At 72.5% G+C, this 17,441-nt stretch carries 14 protein-coding genes; 7 read left to right on the top strand and 7 right to left on the bottom strand.

Going from position 1 to position 17,441, the window contains the following annotated elements:
• The first annotated feature begins 41 nt into the window (after window positions 1-41).
• From J7E94_RS11660 to J7E94_RS11685, 6 genes are all read left to right on the top strand, one after another.
• A complete protein-coding gene (locus J7E94_RS11660; RefSeq protein WP_215014708.1) occupies window positions 42-1,028 on the top strand; it encodes a hypothetical protein in 987 nt (328 codons plus the stop codon).
• A gap of 13 nt (window positions 1,029-1,041) precedes the next feature.
• On the top strand, window positions 1,042-1,491 hold the full coding sequence (locus tag J7E94_RS11665; protein ID WP_215014710.1) for an aroma-sacti cluster domain-containing protein: 450 nt from the start codon (window positions 1,042-1,044) through the stop codon (window positions 1,489-1,491).
• Window positions 1,492-1,543: 52 nt separating this feature from the next.
• On the top strand, window positions 1,544-4,477 hold the full coding sequence (locus J7E94_RS11670; RefSeq protein ID WP_215014712.1) for an AAA family ATPase: 2,934 nt from the start codon (window positions 1,544-1,546) through the stop codon (window positions 4,475-4,477).
• A complete protein-coding gene (locus J7E94_RS11675; protein ID WP_215014854.1) occupies window positions 4,474-5,322 on the top strand; it encodes a S8 family serine peptidase in 849 nt (282 codons plus the stop codon). Before J7E94_RS11670 ends, J7E94_RS11675 begins: the two co-directional genes overlap by 4 nt.
• Window positions 5,323-5,333: 11 nt before the next feature.
• The gene (locus J7E94_RS11680; RefSeq protein ID WP_251056503.1) at window positions 5,334-5,972 is read left to right on the top strand and encodes a GAF domain-containing protein; all 639 of its coding nucleotides are present in this window, start codon (window positions 5,334-5,336) and stop codon (window positions 5,970-5,972) included.
• A gap of 81 nt (window positions 5,973-6,053) precedes the next feature.
• Window positions 6,054-7,343, top strand: a complete 1,290-nt coding sequence (locus tag J7E94_RS11685) for a helix-turn-helix domain-containing protein (RefSeq protein ID WP_215014714.1) — start codon at window positions 6,054-6,056, stop codon at window positions 7,341-7,343.
• Window positions 7,344-7,391: 48 nt separating this feature from the next.
• On the opposite strand, the gene J7E94_RS35645 is transcribed toward J7E94_RS11685, so the two are convergent.
• The 5 genes from J7E94_RS35645 to J7E94_RS11710 form a co-directional block, all read right to left on the bottom strand.
• The gene (locus J7E94_RS35645; protein WP_215014716.1) at window positions 7,392-9,242 is read right to left on the bottom strand and encodes a S9 family peptidase; all 1,851 of its coding nucleotides are present in this window, start codon (window positions 9,240-9,242) and stop codon (window positions 7,392-7,394) included.
• Window positions 9,232-10,638: an FAD-dependent monooxygenase gene (locus J7E94_RS11695; protein ID WP_215014718.1), complete on the bottom strand. Its 1,407-nt coding sequence runs from the start codon at window positions 10,636-10,638 to the stop codon at window positions 9,232-9,234. Before J7E94_RS11695 ends, J7E94_RS35645 begins: the two co-directional genes overlap by 11 nt.
• On the bottom strand, window positions 10,635-10,931 hold the full coding sequence (locus J7E94_RS11700) for a PqqD family protein (protein ID WP_215014720.1): 297 nt from the start codon (window positions 10,929-10,931) through the stop codon (window positions 10,635-10,637). Before J7E94_RS11700 ends, J7E94_RS11695 begins: the two co-directional genes overlap by 4 nt.
• Window positions 10,912-12,405: a StsB family radical SAM/SPASM domain sactipeptide maturase gene (stsB, locus tag J7E94_RS11705; protein WP_215014722.1), complete on the bottom strand. Its 1,494-nt coding sequence runs from the start codon at window positions 12,403-12,405 to the stop codon at window positions 10,912-10,914. Before stsB ends, J7E94_RS11700 begins: the two co-directional genes overlap by 20 nt.
• 75 nt (window positions 12,406-12,480) lie before the next feature.
• Entirely contained in the window at window positions 12,481-12,747 is a 267-nt protein-coding gene (locus tag J7E94_RS11710) for a StsA-related sactipeptide RiPP (protein WP_215014724.1), read from the bottom strand.
• A 321-nt stretch (window positions 12,748-13,068) separates the two neighbouring features.
• Here J7E94_RS11710 and J7E94_RS11715 point away from each other — a divergent pair, with 321 nt between their 5' ends.
• Window positions 13,069-13,821 (top strand): BTAD domain-containing putative transcriptional regulator, encoded by a 753-nt coding sequence (locus tag J7E94_RS11715; RefSeq protein ID WP_215014725.1) that lies wholly within the window; start codon window positions 13,069-13,071, stop codon window positions 13,819-13,821.
• Between the two features lie 40 nt (window positions 13,822-13,861).
• On the opposite strand, the gene J7E94_RS11720 is transcribed toward J7E94_RS11715, so the two are convergent.
• Together J7E94_RS11720 and J7E94_RS11725 are read right to left on the bottom strand one after the other, a co-directional pair.
• On the bottom strand, window positions 13,862-14,908 hold the full coding sequence (locus J7E94_RS11720; protein WP_215014726.1) for a glycosyltransferase family 4 protein: 1,047 nt from the start codon (window positions 14,906-14,908) through the stop codon (window positions 13,862-13,864).
• The gene (locus tag J7E94_RS11725; RefSeq protein WP_215014727.1) at window positions 14,905-17,112 is read right to left on the bottom strand and encodes a glycogen debranching N-terminal domain-containing protein; all 2,208 of its coding nucleotides are present in this window, start codon (window positions 17,110-17,112) and stop codon (window positions 14,905-14,907) included. Before J7E94_RS11725 ends, J7E94_RS11720 begins: the two co-directional genes overlap by 4 nt.
• Between the last annotated feature and the right edge of the window lie 329 nt (window positions 17,113-17,441).

Here is a 17,441-nt window from a genome sequence, read left to right on the forward strand (position 1 = left end):
CTGCCTCCTTACGCACGATCCCGGCGGCTAACATCGGCCGCATGAGCCGTTCAGGGGATCCGGAGGAACATGACGGAAAAGCCGTCGTGGTCCTTGTGAATTGCGCGGGCGGCCGTGAATTGGAAGTCGTACGCGACGCGTTGACGGGGCCGCTGGAAACACCGACGCTGTTGATCCGTCAGGACGAGATCCCGTCCACGCCCATGGCGCTCGACGTGGACACCGGTCTGCTGGACGTCGCCGGGCAGCGCGTGAGACCGGCCGTGGTGTGGGTGCGCCACGGCTCGGCCTGCGCACTGCTGGCACAGGCGCGGCCGGCGGGCTCGGTGACACCGTTGCAGGCGGAGTCGTGGTCCGGGTTCCTTCGGCAGGTGGCGGCGGCCGCGGCCGCCGCGCTGCCCGGCGGCACGGTCGTCGGGCCGGGCCAGCTGGTGGATGCCCGCAGGCTGGGCGTGCGGACGCCCCGGACGGTCGTCACCAACGACGTCCCGGCGGGTGCGCGTGAGGTGGGAGCGCCGGTCCTCGTCGTCAAGACGCCGGACTTCCGGCTGTTCGAGCCGCAGCCGCTGAACTGGCCGGCGTGCCTGCCCGCGGTCGTCGGCCGTGAGGAGGTGGCGCAGAGTGCGGCCGGGGCCGGCGGGGGTCCGGCCGGTGGGCGTCCGGTCGTCGTCCAGGAGTACGTGGCCCACAGCCGTGAACTGCGCGTCTACCACCTCGACGGCGGGATCTGCGCCTTCGAGGTCCGCAAGCCCGACCCGTCGAGTCCCCTGACGGACCCCGACAGCGTCACGGTGACGCGCGTCGACTGCCCGGGGCCCGCGGCCGAGGCGGTGCGCACGCTGTGCGCCGCGTGGGACCTGCGGTACGGGGCGTTCGACCTGCTCGTGTCCGACACCGGGGAGCCGGTGTTCCTGGAGGCCAATCCGGACGGCGACTGGCTGTGGTTCGAACGCAAGGCGGGCTGGCACGGCGTCTCTTTCATGGCTGCCGTCATGGTGCGTGAGTTGTTCGTACGGAGTACGTCGTGAGGAGCGCATGTTGGTGACGTCGATTCGGGGTCCCGAGATGTCCACCCGGGCCCTGGTACTGGTGGCCATGGTGGCTCGGGGGCACACGACCGACCGCGTGGCGCGTGCACTGCGCCTGAGCAGACACACCGTGGGCGAGGAGATCAGCGTCCTCCTCGACCGGTTCAACTGCAGGAACAGGGCGGAGCTGGTGGCCTACTGCTATGTCCACCGGATCCTGCCCGTCGACATCTGGCCGCCCCCGTGCGGCCCCGTGAATGGGGTGAGTGACATGTTCGATCCTCTGACCGCTCTGCGTGAAGCGGGACTCCCGGTCGACCAGCTGAGCGCCGCGCAGCGCGATGTGCTGGCCCGCCTGACCGAGGAGGAGACCACCGTCGTCGTGTCGGTCCAGCACCGGCTGAACCAGGCGGACGCCGGGGCGGATGCCGAGGTGTGGGCCCACAACCTGAAGCTGCTCTGATCCCGACGCCGCCCCGCCCGGGCGGCGCAGGCCCCTGGAGGAGGACCGCGTTATGAGCCGCAGACTGGTGGTCGTTCTCTTCCTCGACCTCGTCGGATGGACCGGGCTCGCCGAGCGGGTGGATCCTGAGCCGCTGCAGCAGCTCCTCGACGAGTACTACGAGCTCTGCTCGACCGCCGTGGAGGAGCACGGCGGGGTCGTGGAGAAGTTCATCGGCGACGCCGTCATGGCGGTCTTCGGCGCGGACACCTCACGGGAGGACGACGCGCTGCGGGCGCTGCGGGCGGCCACGCGCATCCGCGCCGACGTCCGCCGCCTGCGCACCCCGGCTGCCGACGCGGCTCCGGTCGAGGTCCACTGCGGTATCGCGGCCGGTGAGGCGCTGGTGACGCGTTCGGCCAGGGCCGGGATCCGGGTCGTCGGCGATGTGGTCAACCTCGCCGCGCGCCTGCAGTCACTGGCGGTGGCCGGGGAGATCATCGTCAACGAGACCGTGGCGCACCTGGCCCGGCCGCACTACGCCATGGCCCCGGTGCCCCCGGTGACGCTGAAGGGGAAGGCCGAACCGGTACCCGTGCTCCTGGTCACCGGCACTGTCTGCGCCGACCGGACGGGCGACGGCTCGCCCATGGTGGACCGCAGCGCCGAACGCCGCCGGCTGGGCCTGATCTACCAGCGGGTGGCCCGTGACCGGCGGCCCGAGCTGGTGACCGTGCTGGGACCGCCGGGCATCGGCAAGACCCGCTTGGTGAGGGAGGCCGTGGACGATCTCGTCGCGGCCGGGGCGGAGCCCATCGCCGTGTTCGGGAGCTGTCCGTCCTACGGTGGGGACGGCACCTACGCGGCGCTCGTCGAGGTGTTGGACGGGCTGACCCGACAGGCCCCGTCGTGCGCGGAGTTGCTGCGGTCGGACAGCCGTATCGCCGCGGTGCTGGCCGGACTGCGCGACACCTCGCTCCCCCGCGGCGCCGGCACCGTTCCGGGGCCGGGAGTCGAGGAGGTGGCCTGGGCGGCGCGCGAGCTGCTCACCGCCGCGGCGTCCCGGCCGCTCGTCGTGGTGTGGGACAACCTCGCGTGGGCGGGTCCCTCGCTCCTGCGGCTGATCGGTGAACTGGCTGACGGACTGCGGGAGATGCCGCTTCTGACGGTCTGTGTGGCCAGACCCGGACTCGCGGCGCGGGGCGGCCCCGCGCTCCCGGAGGAGCAGGTGATCGACGTCGGCGCGCTGCTCCCGATCGACAGCGCGCGGCTGGCGGTCTCGCTGGCCGTGCGGAGCGGCGCCGACGAGGTGGAACTGCACGACCTGGACCTGGTCGACCGGGTCGCGGACTACAGCGCCGGCAATCCGCTGTACATCCGGCTGATGATGGACTGGCTGAAGATCGGACGCACCGTCGACGAGGTGCCGCCGACCATCACCGCCATGGTGGGCGCGATGATCGACCAACTGCCCGCGCCCGCCCGGCGGCTGCTCGGCGCGGCTTCGGTGATCGGCCCTTCGTTCACCCTGGAGCAACTCGCGCTGCTCGGCGAGGCCCTGCCCGCGCAGGGTCTGGACGCGCTCGCGGGGCAGCGGCTGATCCACTCCACGGCGGAGGAGGGCGGATACCGCTTCGTGCAGCAGCCGGTGCACGAAGTGGCGTACGGCCGGCTGGAGAAGGAGCAGCGCATCGCGTGGCACCGGCGGCTGGCCGAGAGCGGCTTCAGTCCCGGCTTCCACTTCGAAGCCGCCGCGCGGCTCCTGAGGGGGCTGCGTCGGGACGACGCGGAGCTGCCGGGCTTGACGCGGCAGGCTGCCGGGGCGCTGCTGGCGGAGGGCACCGTGGCGCTCCGGCAGCGCGACGTGCCGACGGCGATCGGCCTGCTCGAACGAGCGCTCGTACTGGCGCGGAAGGGGCCCGGGGCGTGCCTGGCGGTCGTGGCCATCCGGCTCAGCGACGCCCTCCTGCTCGCCGGCGACACCCGGCGCGCGCTGGACGTGGTCGCGGACGGCCCGCCCCAGGGCCCCGACGGCGAGGGGCTACGGCCCTGCCTGGTCCAGCGGTATCTGCTGGCGGCGCGGCTCGGCAGGGTGAGCACCGAGGAGGTCGAGGGGCTGCGTGCGGAACTCGACGGCGGGAGCGACCGGTTCGCCTGGTGCCGGTTCGAGCAGGTGCGGATGCTGTTCCACCTGGACCACGGCCGGTTCAGAGCAGCCGAGGCAGCGGCGTGCGCCGCGCTCGGGCACGCCCGGGGCATCGGTGACCCGTACGAGGAGGACCGCCTCCTGGTGGCTCTGTGCGAGATCCGGCAGTGGTCCGCGACTCCCATGGAGGAGAAGCTGTCGGGCTGCGCGGAGCTCCTCGACCGGTTCGCCGCGGACCGGTTCCTGGCGCTGCCCGCGCTGGTGGCCCGCGCCCGCTGCCTGGCGCTGACCGGGGACCGCTCCGGTGCGCGCTCGGCGCTGGCCGAGGCCGAATCGGTGGTCGAACAGCTCCGGCTGGCCATGGGGGGCGTCCTGGTCGACCAGGTGGCCGGTCTGGCGGCCTCGCTGGAGGGCGAGCACGAGGAGGCCGAGCGGTGCTTTTGCCGCGCGGCCGACGCCCTCGACCAGGCCGGCTACGTGCCGACGGCGCTCACCATGCGGGTGCAGGCGGCCCGCGAGTGCGCGCGGCGCGACCGGGCGGGCGAGGCCGCCCGCCGGATCGCGGCGCTCCTGGCACGGTGCGACGAGATGGACGTACGGGGGCGGATCCTGTGCATGTCCGCCGCCGTGCTGATCGCCGCCGAGGAGGGCCGGGCCGATCCGATGCGCGCCGGTGTGGTCACCTTGCTGGAGGACATCGACGACCCGTGTCTGCGCGGCGAGGTCTGCTTCGACCTGGCCCGGGCCCACCGGTTGCTGGGCGACCCGTCGGGGGCCCGCACCATGGGCGCTCTGGCCGCCGCCGGCTACGCCGCCGTCGGCGCCACGAAACCGCTGACGGCGGTGCGGGCGTGGATGTGAGGGACGCGCCCTGGCGGCGCGAGCGCGTGCCGCACTCCTCCGGAATGCCGGCCTGGAGCATGCCGGCCGACGGCGGTCCGGGCGAGCCCGTGCCGGCGGTCCTGTTCGAAGGGATCGACCCCGGTTGGGCCTGGGGCGGCGCGAGCGGCGCGGGCGTCCGCGTCTGCGTGCTCGACAGCGGTGTCGACGCAGCCCATCCGCTGGTCGGGCCGGTCGAGCGGGCGTGGCACGTGGTGACGGCCGAGGGCCGGGCTGCGCGCGTGGAGGAGTGCGAGCCGCTGGACAGCGCCGGGCACGGGACCGCGTGCGCGGGGATCATCCGCGGCATCGCGCCGGGGGTGTCGCTCAGTTCACTGAAGGTGCTCGGCGACGGGAGGTCCGGCAGCGCCTCCGCGCTGATCGCCGGACTCGCCTTCGCGATCGAGGAGGGGTTCGACGTCATCAGCATGAGCCTGTCGACGAACAGGGTCGAGTTCCGCGACCGGCTGGGAGAGCTGTGCGACCGCGCCTACTTCCGGCGGACGACGGTGGTGGCCGCCGCGCACAACCTGCCGATCGAGAGCTTCCCGTGGAACTTCGCGTCGGTCGTCTCGGTCGCCAGCCACGCCGAGCCCGACAGCATGCGCTTCTACTACAACCCGGCGCCACCGGTCGAGTTCCGCGCCCGGGGGGTGCGCGTGCCGGTGGCGAGCCTGGGCGGCGGCACCGTCCGCAACACCGGCAACAGTTTCGCCGCGCCGCACATGGCCGGGATCGCGGCGCTCGTCCTCGGCAAGCATCCGTGGCTCACGCCGTTCCAGCTCAAGAGCGTCCTTTACCACTGCGCCGCGAACGTATCACCCTGAGGAGGAGGAGAATGAACCCCTGGACACCCGAGCTCATGGCGACCGAACGCCAACTCCTGCAGTCCGTCGTCTCGGTGGCCCGCTACATCTACGGAGCCGCCGCCTCATCGGTCTTCATGGTGAGTCCCGACACCGGTGAGCTGATCTTCGCGGCGGTCGCGGGCGAGGGCGAACAGGGCCTGGTCGGCAAGCGCTTCGAGCCCGGCACCGGCATCGCCGGCTGGGTGGCGGCCAGCGGCCAGCCCCTGATCACGGACGACGTCGGCGGGACCGACCAGTTCGCCCGCGACGCGGCGACGTCCACCGGGTACGTTCCCGCGAGCATCATGGCCGCCCCGCTCATCGCGGACGGGGAGTGCATCGGTGTGATCGAGGTGCTGGACCGCCACACCCGCGACGCGGGCGCCCCGGGCCGGGAGCTCGACGACATCGAGCTGCTGGGTCTGCTCGCGACCCAGGCCGCGCTCAGCCTCGCGCTGCTGCGGCGCAGCCAGCAGGCCGCGACCACGGTGCCGCGCATCGGCGATCTGGTGGCGCGGCTGTCGCAGCACGCGGTCATGGACGTGTCCGACCCGTTGGCCGCCTCGCTGCTCGGCATCTGTCTGGATCTGCTGGACCAGCGTGCGCACTCCGCTTCCAAGCCGGGCTGACGGCCGACGGAGACGGATCGCAGACGTGCCGGCGACGCGGTGGAGACGGCTGCGGAACGGTCCCCGCCTACGCTCCCACGCATGGTTCACAGAGCCGAGGCCGAGGCCCCTTCGTTCCCCGAACTGCTCCGTCTCAAGCGGATCCAGGCCGGGCTGACCCAGCGGACGCTCGCCGACCTGTCGACGATCAGCCCGCGCACGATCCGCGCCCTGGAGTCGGGCCGGGTGAACGCGCGGATGCAGACGGTCCGCCTGCTCGCCGACGCGCTGAGGCTCGGGGGGCTGCCCCGGGAGCTCTTCGTCACCGCCGCTCTGGGCCCCCAGCGGCGGGGGCCGGCCGTGGGCGATCCCGATCTCGCCGTGCCCCGGTCCGTCAACGCCCTCATCGGGCGCGACACCGAGGTGCGGGCGATGGCGGGCGGCCTGGAGTCGGACCACCGCCGCATGATCTCCGTGTGCGGGCTTCCCGGGGTGGGGAAGTCGCGGGTGGCCGCGGAGATGGCGGCGCGGCTGAGCTCGCGCCGCGGGTGGCCGGTGCTGTGGATCGGGTCGGGACCGGTGGCTCTCGACGGCCAGGACACGGGCTTCGGCTCGCTGATGACGTCGTTGCGCCTGCTCGTCGAATCGGGTGCGGAGGACGTTTCCACCGTCTGCCGGCTCATCGGCCGCCGCGAGGTGCTGCTCGTGCTCGACGGGGTCGCCGACGCGAAGAGCGCGGTCGGCGTGGAGGAGCTGCTGACGCACTGCCCCGGCGTCCGGGTGGTCAGCACCTCGCGTGCGCCGTGGCAGGTCGCGGGCGTCCAGGGGACCGTGGTCCCGCCGCTGGCCGTGCCGGGCGCGGACTGGGAGGCGACGAGGTCACTGGAGGCCCTGGCCGGCGTGCCCTCGGTACGGCTGCTCGTCGACCGGCTCGCGGAGGTCCGGCCGGGGTTCGCACTCAGCCGGGACGATGCCGAGGCGGTGGTGCGGCTGTGCCGGAGGCTGGACGGGCTGCCCGTCGCTCTGGAGGCGGTGGCCGCGAGGTTCAGGGTGCTCGGTCTGGCGCAGCTCGCGGACGCGCCCGCGCCGGACCTGCTCGATCTGCCGGCCCCGGGGCGGTCGGCGGGTGTTCCCGTGACGATCGGCGGCATGATCCGGTCCGGTTTCGAGCACCTGGACGCCGCCCGGCGCGCGGTCCTGGAGGAGCTGGTGCGGTTCGAGCGGGCGCCGACGGTCACCGAGGCGGCCGAGGCGCTGCGCCGGCCGCTGACCCAGGTGGTCGACGAGCTGGGCGGGCTGATGGCACGCGGGCTCGTCCGGGCCTCGCACGAGGAGGCGCAGACGCGCCTGCACCTGCCGAACCTGCTGCGGGCGGCCTTGACCGTACGGTGACGGCCGGCCTTGGCACGCGGCGGCGGGGCCCGGACGGCCTCGGCCGGGTCACGCCAAGTGGGCGGCGAGGAACCGCTCCACGGCGGCGTAGTAGGCCTGGCGGTTGGCGGGCCTGGCCAGGCCGTGGCCCTCGTCGGGGAACAGCAGGTACTCGTACGGGATCCCCTTGGCCTCCAGCGCCGCGACGAGCTGCTCGGCCTCCTCGCGAGGCACCCGGACGTCGTTGGCGCCCTGGACCACGAGGATCGGTATGCGGATGTCGTCGGCGCGCGACAGCGGGGACCGCTCCCAGAGCATGTCGCGCTCGGTGTCAGGATCTCCGACGTGGGCGTGCATGAACGCCCGCAGCGGAGTGCGCTGCGGCGCCCCGGCCGCCAGCATCGTCAGCAGGTTCGACGGACCGCAGAGGTCGATCGCGCAACGGAACACGGACGGGGTGAAGGCCGCGCCGACCAGCGCCGCGTACCCGCCGTACGAGCAGCCCATGATCCCGACCCGTGCGGGGTCGACGCTCCCGTCGGCGACGAGGTGGTCGAGCGCGTCGAGCAGATCGGTCTGCATCGCGGCGCCCCACTGCTTGGCGCCCAGGTTGCGGAAGTGCTTGCCGTAGCCCGTCGAGCCCCGGAAGTTGACCTGCACGCACGCATAGCCGCGGTTGGCGAGGAGTTGGGCCTCCTCGTCGAACGCGAAGGTGTGGCGGGCCCACGGCCCGCCGTGGACGTTCACCACCGCGGGCAGGCCTTTGCGGTCGGCGCCGGGCGGCCAGGTCACGTAGCCGTGCACCGTGACCCCGTCGCGCGCGGCGAACGCGAAGGGCTCCATCCTGGCCAGCCGGTACTGTTCGAGTTCCGGGTGGTGGCTGAAGAGGTACCGCAGGCTGCCGTCCGCCCGGTCGTGGACGTAGTAGAGGACCGGGCCGGCCCCGGTCACCACCGAGACCGTCCACAGCCGTCCGGAGCGGTCGGTGCGGTCGATGTAGATCTCGCCGTCGATCTCCTGGAGCGCGAGCGCGTCGCGGATACGCCCGATGTCCTTGCCGAAGTCCTCGTCGAGGAAGAGCCATTCGTCGCGCTCCTTGGCGAAGAGCACCGCCTGCGGCGTACGGGTCACCGGGTCCATCTCGACCTGTTTGACGTCGTGGACCGGATCCTCGGCGAGCAGGGTCCGCCGTCCGGTCGCCACCTCCACCGCGTGCAGGCGGTTCGTGTTGGCCCCGACGGAGGACAGGAGGTAGCACGTGGCGCCGTCGCGTGCGAAGCCGATGACGCGCGTCCCCATGGCGTCCTCGTAGGGCACGTCGAACCACGGGGGTGCGTCGCCGTCCGGCGCATCCGCGGGGTGCAGGCGGACGGTCATGCCGCCGTCGGGCTTCAGGGCCGAGCCGCCGCGCACCCGTAGGTCGGTGTCGGTGATCCAGCTCAGGTAGCCGGGGTTCTCGGCGACCTTGGTGAGCCGGCCCGTCGGCAGGTCCAGGCGGTAGACGTCGTGCAGCCCCGGCCGGTCCCTGTCCAGCCCGACGAGGATCGTGGCGGGGTGCCACCGGTTGTGCGCCAGCACGCGCGCCTGGACGCCGTCGAACGGTGTGGCGCAGCGCTCCTCGCCGGTGACGAGGTCGACGAGGTACAGCCTCCAGCTCTCGTCGCCGTTCTCGTCGCGCAGGTAGAAGAGCGTGCGGTCGTCATGGCACAGGCCGTACGTCCGGATGCCGCGCCCCCGGTCGTGGGTCACGGCCGCGGCCTCCTCCGGCCGGTCCACCGGCGCCACCCACACGTTCAGGACACCCTCGTCCGGTGCCAGGTAGACCAGGCGGGTCCCGTCCGGCGAGATCTCCGGAACCAGGTACGACGGGTTGCCGAACAGGACGGAGTGCGGAATCAGCGGTACGCGGTCAGCGGCCACGGGTCTCCTCCAGGGCGGGTCGCCGGCTCCGGCGCCCCGAGAACCACCACTCGGAGAGCTCGGGGAACTGCGCGACCGCCTCGTCGGTGTCGAGCGGCGGCCTCGCTCCGGCGGACGGCGCGCGGTGCAGGGGCGGGTCCGCGGCGGCCCGCGGGGGAAGCAGCGTCTGGGTGCGGAAGAGGTCGGTCATCAGAGCCGGGTTGCCGAGCACGGCCCGGGACATCATGGCCCGTACCCGGTGCCCGGCGGCAGCCGCAGTGCCGTCCGGAGCGGCGGGGTCCCGGTCCTGACCGGTCGCCATCCGCCACGACGTGTCCGCCACCTCCGCCACGGCGGCCTGGAGTGCGGGGAGGGCGGAGGGGCCGGCGCCGCTGCGCGCCAGCTCGCGGTCGATGCGTACGGCGCTCAGCGCGGCGACGGACATTCCGTGGGAGTGGACCGGGTTCACCGCCGCCAGAGCGTCTCCGACGACGAGGAAGCCCTCCGGGCCGGGACGGCGCTCGAACCACCGCCTGCGGTTCGCCGTGGCCCGGAACGGGCGGACCGCGCCGAGGGGTTCGGCCGCGGCCAGGAGCTCCGCGACGACCGGTGAGCGCAGCGCGCGAGCGCAGTCGGTGAAGCCCTTGTCGTCGGTCGGCGGCGCGGCGGCGCGCGTGCCGGTCAGGGTGAAGGTCCACCGGCCGTCCTCCATGGGGAACAGCGTCGCGCCGTGACCCGGCCGGCCGTTCTCCGGGCGCGGGTGCACCATGATCGCCGGGATGCGGGCGGCGAGGGCGTCGGGGGCGCGGTAGATCCGGGTGGAGTACACCAGACCCGGGTCGGCCACCTCCTCCTCGACGGCGGGCCCGCCGAGCTCGGCCAGCCAGCGAGGGGCCCGCGACCGGCGGCCCGTCGCGTCCACCACGAGGTCGGCGTGGACGGTCTCGGTGGAGCCGTCCTCGCGCGCGACGAGGACGCCGGTGACGCGCGAGGCGTCCCCGGCCAGTCCGAGGACCCGGGTGCGCTCGCGCACCGACACCGCGCCACCGGCCAGGGCCCGCTGCCGGATGACGTGGTCCAGGAGCCACCGGCTGCACGAGACCAGGTAGGCGCCGGTCTCGTGCCGGCGGAACCAGCCGTCCGCGCTCAGGATCAGGGCGCCGTCCGGGAGGCCGCGCCGGTGGGCGCCCCGGGCCGCGAGCGCGGCCAGTGTGCCGGGCAGCAGCGTCTCCAGGGCCTCGGCGCCGGCGGTCACCAGCACGTGGCTGTGGAACGCCTGGGGCAGTCCCGGCCGGGGCTCGGGGCCCGCCGGGTAGCGGCCGCCTTCGACCACGGTGACCTCGTCGACGTGCCTGGCGAGCACCGTGGCCGCCAGGACGCCCGCGAAGCCTCCGCCGAGGACGACGGCCTTGGTCACGGGCGCCCGGCCGGCTGGTCCGAGGTCTCCTGGAGCAGGTCGGCCTCGACCAGGGAGCTGATGAACGCGTCCACCTCCGCGCGGATGCGCGCCGTCATCACGGCATGGTGACCGGCGAACAGCAGTGCCAGCTTCCCGCTGACCGTCTCGCGGTCCTTGTCGCTCTCGACGAGCACCCAGATCTGTGCGGCGGTCGCGTTCAGGGTGCGGAACTCGCCGGACTCCGTGTGGTAAAGCGAGACGCCGTCCGGGGTTTCCTGCCAGATGACCGCGTCACTGATGTGCAGGGACATCGCCCAGCCTCCTGTTCACCGGCATGATGGGAATGAGTTCGCCGACCTTGATCGCGGGCTGCGGGGTGGGGACGTAGGTCTTCCACTGCTCGTGGACCGCGTGCACCTCGCCGGTGGCGACCATGCGGGGGACCGTCATGTCGAGGTCGCTGCGGGCGAGTTCGGCGCGGCTCACCCCCGATTCCTGCCACAGTTGCGTCGTGACGCCGTGCCGCAGGATCCGGCACAGGTGCCGGCTGTTGCGGCGCAGGTCTCCGGACTCCGACATGTGCGCGGCCCGGCAGCCGCCGCCGCAGTTGGCCTTGATGTAGCACTTCTCGCAGTCGGCGTGGAACTCCCCGCCGAACACTGTGCTCCGTCGCATCGAGGTCAGGACCGGGCTGTTGAAGATCTCGGAGAGCGGCTGCTTCCTGATGTTGCCGGCGTGGTCCGCCTTGCCGGTGACGAGCTTGCACGGGTAGATGTCGCCAAGGGAGTTGATGTAGATCTCGTTGCCGCCCATCCCGCAGTTGCCCTTGACCGAGCAGGCGGTGACCGGCCGCGGCCCGTCCGGCCGGAACTTGCCCGCGGCCGGCGAGGTCCAGACGAGCTGCTGCACCCGCAGGTGGTCCTGCCATCCGAAGTCGTCGTCGTCGCTCGCGCCCCGGCCGAGGTCGTTGTGGTTCATCAGGCGGACGCTGTGGATCTCGATCCCGTCGAGGAACGACGCGAAGTCCTCCAGCTCGTCGACGTTGTCCGAGGTCACGATGTGGTTGATGGCCGGCGCCACGCCCGCGTCGTTGAGCAGCTGGATGGCCCGGCGGGTCTTGGCGAACGCGCCCTTGCCGCGGGTGCGGTCGTGCGTCTCGGCCGTGCCTCCGTCCAGGCTCACCGTGACGGCGTTGAAGAGCTCGGCGAACCGTTTCGCCGTCACCTCGGTCCGGATCATGGTCGCATTGGTGATGATGTTCGACTTCAGACCGCTGCTGTTGGCGTGCTCGACGATCCGGAACAGGTCCTTGCGCAGCATCGGCTCGCCGCCGGTGAAGACGATGGTCCCCGTGCCGAAGTCGGCGATCTGCGAGACCAGGTCCAGGGACTCGGCGGTGTCCAGCTCGCCCGGCAGGCACTTCTCGGACGACGCGTAGCAGTAGGGGCAGCGGAGGTTGCAGCCGTCGGTGATGGCGTAGTAGGCGAAGCTCAGCGGCGGTTCAGCGAGTCTGACCGTGGGCCGGTTGCCGTTGAAGTAGACGATCCAGTTCAGGATGAGCTTGGCGAGGGTGCGCTCCGTCTCGCCGTCCGGCTCCAGCGATGCCCGCTCCCCGCGCGCCTGCGCGGCGGCCAGGGTTCGGAGGACCCGGAACTCGCGTCTGGTCAGGACGCACCGGGCGGCCACCTCCGGGTTGACCACGAGGTGGTCCTCGTCGTGCACAAAGTACGTCAGGCCCTGCGGCACATCGAACAACGCCACGTCGCGGACCAGGTTCCCGCGCATCCCGCCTCCTCTCTGGGCTGCCACGGGCGTGGCCCGACGCGAACGGCCGTCGGGCCACGCCCGTGCGATGTCGTACTACTCGGCCGCGTGGCCGGAGCCGGACCACACGCCGCAGGCACACAGCATCGCGGCGTCGAAGCCCTCCTTCGTGGCCTCGGGCGAGGACCACTCCTGGGAGTGCGCGGCCACGTCGGGGAGGATCGCCGCGAGGCGGGTCTTGGTCGAGATGAGGACGTGGGTCTCCTCGGGCGTCAGGCTCGCGTAGAACTCTTCGAGCGCGGGCGCCATCGTGCCGCCGAGAACGCCGGCGGCACGGAGTGCCTCCAGGGAGTTGAAGGACATGTTTCCACCTTTCGCTGTTCCGATCGATCGGGGATGCAACCGAGACTGCGCGTGGCGGATCGGCGAAACAACCCCACGAATGTGGGTTGTGCCGAGGCGGCGGCCGGTACATACGCGCGCGGACGAATCCTGCTCACGCAGGGTCCTCAGAGCGGCTTGAACCAGCCACTCGCGGGTGTTGACGATCTCCATGCCGTGCCTCACGCTCATACCACAGCTCGTGTGAAGCTCATGTGAATGACGCGGGGAAATCGGCACCGGAGAGATCAACGACACGCCCAGTCGGCGGCCAACGGCCCGTCGGACGACCCGAGAGGTGCGATGAATCCCACAGGCTCCGGCATCGTGCACGTATCGCTGCTGCCAGGCTTTGTCTGCCGCACGGACCAAGGCGTCGCCGACCTCAGCGACATCCAGCAGCGGCTCGTGGCGGCCCTGGTGCTCAGCGACCGCCCGATGCGGCGCGGCGACCTCGCCGCCCGGCTGTGGCCCGACGTCCCGCCCGCCCGGGCAGGGGCGCGATTACGCCAAACTCTGTGGCGGCTGAACCAGGCGACGGCCGGGGCCGTGTTGCGGGCCTCGAACACCACGATCACCTTGGCCGATGACGTCGAGGTGGACTACCGGACGGCGTCGGCTCTGGTCTCGGCGGCGTCGCGGGCCGGCGGGGCGGCCACGGGCGGCGACGGTCCGCCGCACGCGTGGAGCCTGTTGCGCCACCCGCTTCTGTACAGCTGGGACCACGACTGGCTCGTGCCGTTCCAGGAGAAGTGGAAGCTGCAGCGCGTCCAGACGCTCGAGCAGCTTGCAGAGACGTTTCTTCGGCGCCGTCAGCACTCCGCGGCGCTCGAGCTGGCCGACGCTGCGGCCCAGGCCGACCCGCTGCGGGAGGGCCCCCGGCGCATCGCCGTCCAATCGTGCCTCTCCGTCGGCGAGGTCGCCGACGCGCACCGCCGGTACCGCTGCTATCGGGAGCTGCTCTTCTCGGAGCTGGGCGTGGCTCCGAGCGGTGCCATTCCGCAGCTCCTGAAGCAGGACCGCGACCGCCAGCTCGCGCTGACGGCGGAGTGCTGACCGCCGCGCCGCCCGGTCGGCCCGGCCGTTGCCCACGCGGTCACCACGGGTCGGTGCGGCGGGCCAGCAGGTGGTACAGCGAGGCGTACGCCTCGGCCATGCGTGAGGTGTCGAACCGGTCGAGCACCCGCGCGCGGCAGTCCCGGGGAGCGAGGCGGCCGACGGTGCGGATGGCGTCGGCCAGCTCCTCGGGACGCTCGCACACGAAGCCCGTCACTCCGTGCTCGACGATCTCGGGTACGGATCCCCGCCGCAGCGCCACAACGGGTGTGCCGCAGGCCATGGCTTCGATCATCACCATGCCGAAGGGCTCTTCCCAGCAGATCGGGAAGATCAGGCAGTGTGCCTCCGCGAGCAGTTCCCGCTTGGCCCGCAGATCCACCTCGCCCACCCACTGGGCGTCCTCGCCGAGGCGGGGCACGACCTCCCGTTCGAAATACGGCTCCTCGTCGGGGTCGTTGCACCTGCCGGCGATGGTGATCGCTCTGCCTGCCTCGCGGGCTGCGTCAATGGCCAGGTGAACACCCTTGTCGGCGGCGATCCGGCCGAGGAAGAGGACGCGCTCGCCCTTGCGCTCGCGGAAGGGGTGGTCGAGGGTGCGCACGGCGTTGTGGACCTGGCCGGCCCAGGGCAGCTCGGGGGCCTGATGCTGCTGGGCACGGGAGATCGCCACCAAGCTGACCGAGTCGGCCAGGGCCCGGTAGTAGTCTCCGTTCTCCCCGGAGACGGGTCCGTGCGCGGTCACCACGGTGGGAACCGGCCGCTGGCCCGCCTGGAGCGGTCCCGCAGAACTGTGGTCGTGGACGATGTCCGGGCGCAGGGTGCGGAGCACCTGTCCCACGCGCGCGGCGTGCAGGACCTCGGGGCCGGTCCGGCCCAGCCGTTTTTCGCCCTGGGGGGCGGGGTCGGTGGCGATGAAATCGCCCTTGGTGCCGTTGGCGCCCACTCCGATGACGGTGACCTTGTGGCCGAGCTCCACGAGGCCGTCGATCAGGTCCGCGCACATCGACTCGATGCCCCCGTAAGCCGTGGGCGGCAGTTCGAACCAGGGCGTCGCAACCATGGCGATGTCGAGAGTACGGTTCACGGCTGCCTCCCTCCTGCGGCCCCTGCGGCGCCGCCCCCTGCAGGCGGGTCCCCCGGCGTCCGCCGGTGGCTCGGTGCGGCGGCGAGCGGCCTTCGCGGCTGCAGGATGACCTCCACGTCGTCGGACAGACCCTCGAGACGGGTCGAGGCGCCGTCCACCCACAGCTCCGCACGCCCGCCGGCGAGCGGGAGGTTGTGCACGTGGAGGCGGCCGTAGCGTTCGGGCCAGGCCGGCGCCACCCACACCTGCCGGTGCGACATCCACGGGTCCAGCCGCAGCAGCGCCCGCATCAGCTGCACCGGGGCGGCGGCCGCCCATGCCTGCGGGGAGCACGAGGTCGGGTACGGCAGCGGTGCCTCGTACTCGCTGCGGTCGAACCCGCAGAAGAGCTCCGGGAGCCTGCCGCCGAACGCCTCGGCCGCGTCCAGGATGCCGGTCGCCACGCGCTGGGCCTCCTCCACGAACCCGTAGCGCATCAGGCCCGTCGCGACGATGGCGTTGTCGTGCGGCCAGACCGACCCGTTGTGGTAGCTCATCGGGTTGTACGCGCCCATGGAGGAGGCCAGCGTGCGGATCCCCCAGCCGGTGAACATCTCCGGCGACAGCAGGCGCTCCGCCACCTTGCCCGCCTTGTCCTCGTCGACGATCCCGGTCCACAGGCAGTGCCCCATGTTGGAGGCGAGCGCATCGATGGGGCGTTTGTCCCGGTCGAGGCCGATGGCGAACCACCCCCGGTCGGGCAGCCAGAACTGTTCGTTGAACGCCTCCTTCAGCGCGGCCGCCCGCCGCGCCCAGCGGTCGACCGCCGCCATGTCGCCGGCCTCGTGCGCGAAGTGCGACCGCACCACGTACGCCGCGTACACGTAGGCCTGCACCTCGCACAGGGCGATCGGCGACTCGGCGAGGCGGCCGTCGGCGAAGTTCACGCCGTCGAAGGAATCCTTCCACCCCTGGTTGAGCAGGCCGTCCTCCGTCATGCGCTGGTACTCCACGAAACCGTCGCCGTCGCGGTCGCCGTACTGCTCGATCCACTCCAGGGCCCGGTCGGCATGGGGCAGCAGCGCATCGACCGCCGCCGGCGCGATCCCCCAGCGCCGCAGCTCCCCCAGCATCACCACGAACAGGGGTGTCGCGTCGGCGGTGCCGTAGTAGACGCTGCCTCCGCCGCGGGCCAGCGGGAAGTCCAGACCGAAACGGGTCTCGTGCAGGATCCGCCCCGGCTGCTCCTCCGTCCTCGGGTCGACGGTGCTGCCCTGCGCGCGCGCCAGGGTCTGCAAGGTGCCCAGGGCCAGGCCCGGGTCCAGCGGCAGCGCCATGTAGGAGGCCAGCAGCGAGTCCCGCCCGAACAGCGCCATGAACCACGGCGCTCCCGCCGCGACCGCCACGTTCTCCGGATGCTGCGGATCGAAGATCCGCAGCGCGCCGAGGTCCTCCACGCTGCGCCGCAGGGTCCGCCGCAGTTCGGGGTCCTCGATCTCGCCGACGCGCGGGGCGCCCTCGCGCCACGCCCGCATCCGCCGCGCCGGTGAGGACTCACCGACCTCCGCGCCCGTCGGGAACGTGCCGCTGATCTCCTGGCCGTCGATGCTCGGCTGGACCAGTACGGTCGTGCGCCAGTCACCGTGCGCCGGGAGGCTGACGTCGAATTCCAGCCGGTCCGGGCGTGCCCGAGCGCCGGCCGCCTCCACGCGCACCCCCCGCTGCGCGTCTCCCGCCTGCAGGGCGAGGCTCAGGCCGGAGCCGTCCGCGGAGGCGGTCACCTCGCCGCGCGACTGCACCCGGTTCTCCTTCACATCGAACAGATCGGCGAAGTCGGCTGCCACGTGCAAGGAGAGGACCAGCGACACCGGGCGGTTGCCGAGGTTGCGCAGATGGAGGTCCTCACGCATGCCCTCACCCACGTACCGCCGGCGCTCCAGCAGCACCTCGGTCTCCGCTCCACGCGGCGGGACCCGCGCCACGAACGTGGTGCTGTACGGGTCTCCGGACAGCACCGTCAGCTCGTGGGGCAGGCGGTCGTCGAGGCGTAGCCGCCAGTCGGAGATGATGCGGGTGTCCCGGAAGAACAACCCCTGCGGGGAGTCCGCGTCCATGTCCCCCGACGTCGCGGAGACGCAGAACGTCGGCCCCTCGACCAGCGTCACCGCGGTTTGCGCGTGCACCGCGGGCTCGTGCTCGACGATCGTGTCGAATCCGGCGCTCATGCTTCCTCCCGATGGCTGAAGCCCATGGCTCCCGCCGTAGCGTCGGCCGCCGTGCTCCAGCCGTGGTGACATCCGTAGGGCCTGCGGGCAGAAGCGGCGACCCGGCAAGTCGTACCGCACGGAACCAGCCGCCACGCCCGCAGCACGACCGAGTAGCCGAGCTCGTCCACCGCCTGGTCCAACGCGCGTCCCCCTTCCACGACGAAGCCGGCGCCCCCTCGGCGCAGAAGGGCAGGAAATCTGCCCAGAGCCGGCTCAAGCGCGGCCGCGGCCGGCCTTTGGGGCTGCTGGACGCCGCCCACACGGCCACCTGGAGTGTTTCTTCCGAC

The sequence above is a fragment of the Streptomyces sp. ISL-94 genome (genome assembly GCF_018614075.1).
Lineage (GTDB): Bacteria > Actinomycetota > Actinomycetes > Streptomycetales > Streptomycetaceae > Streptomyces.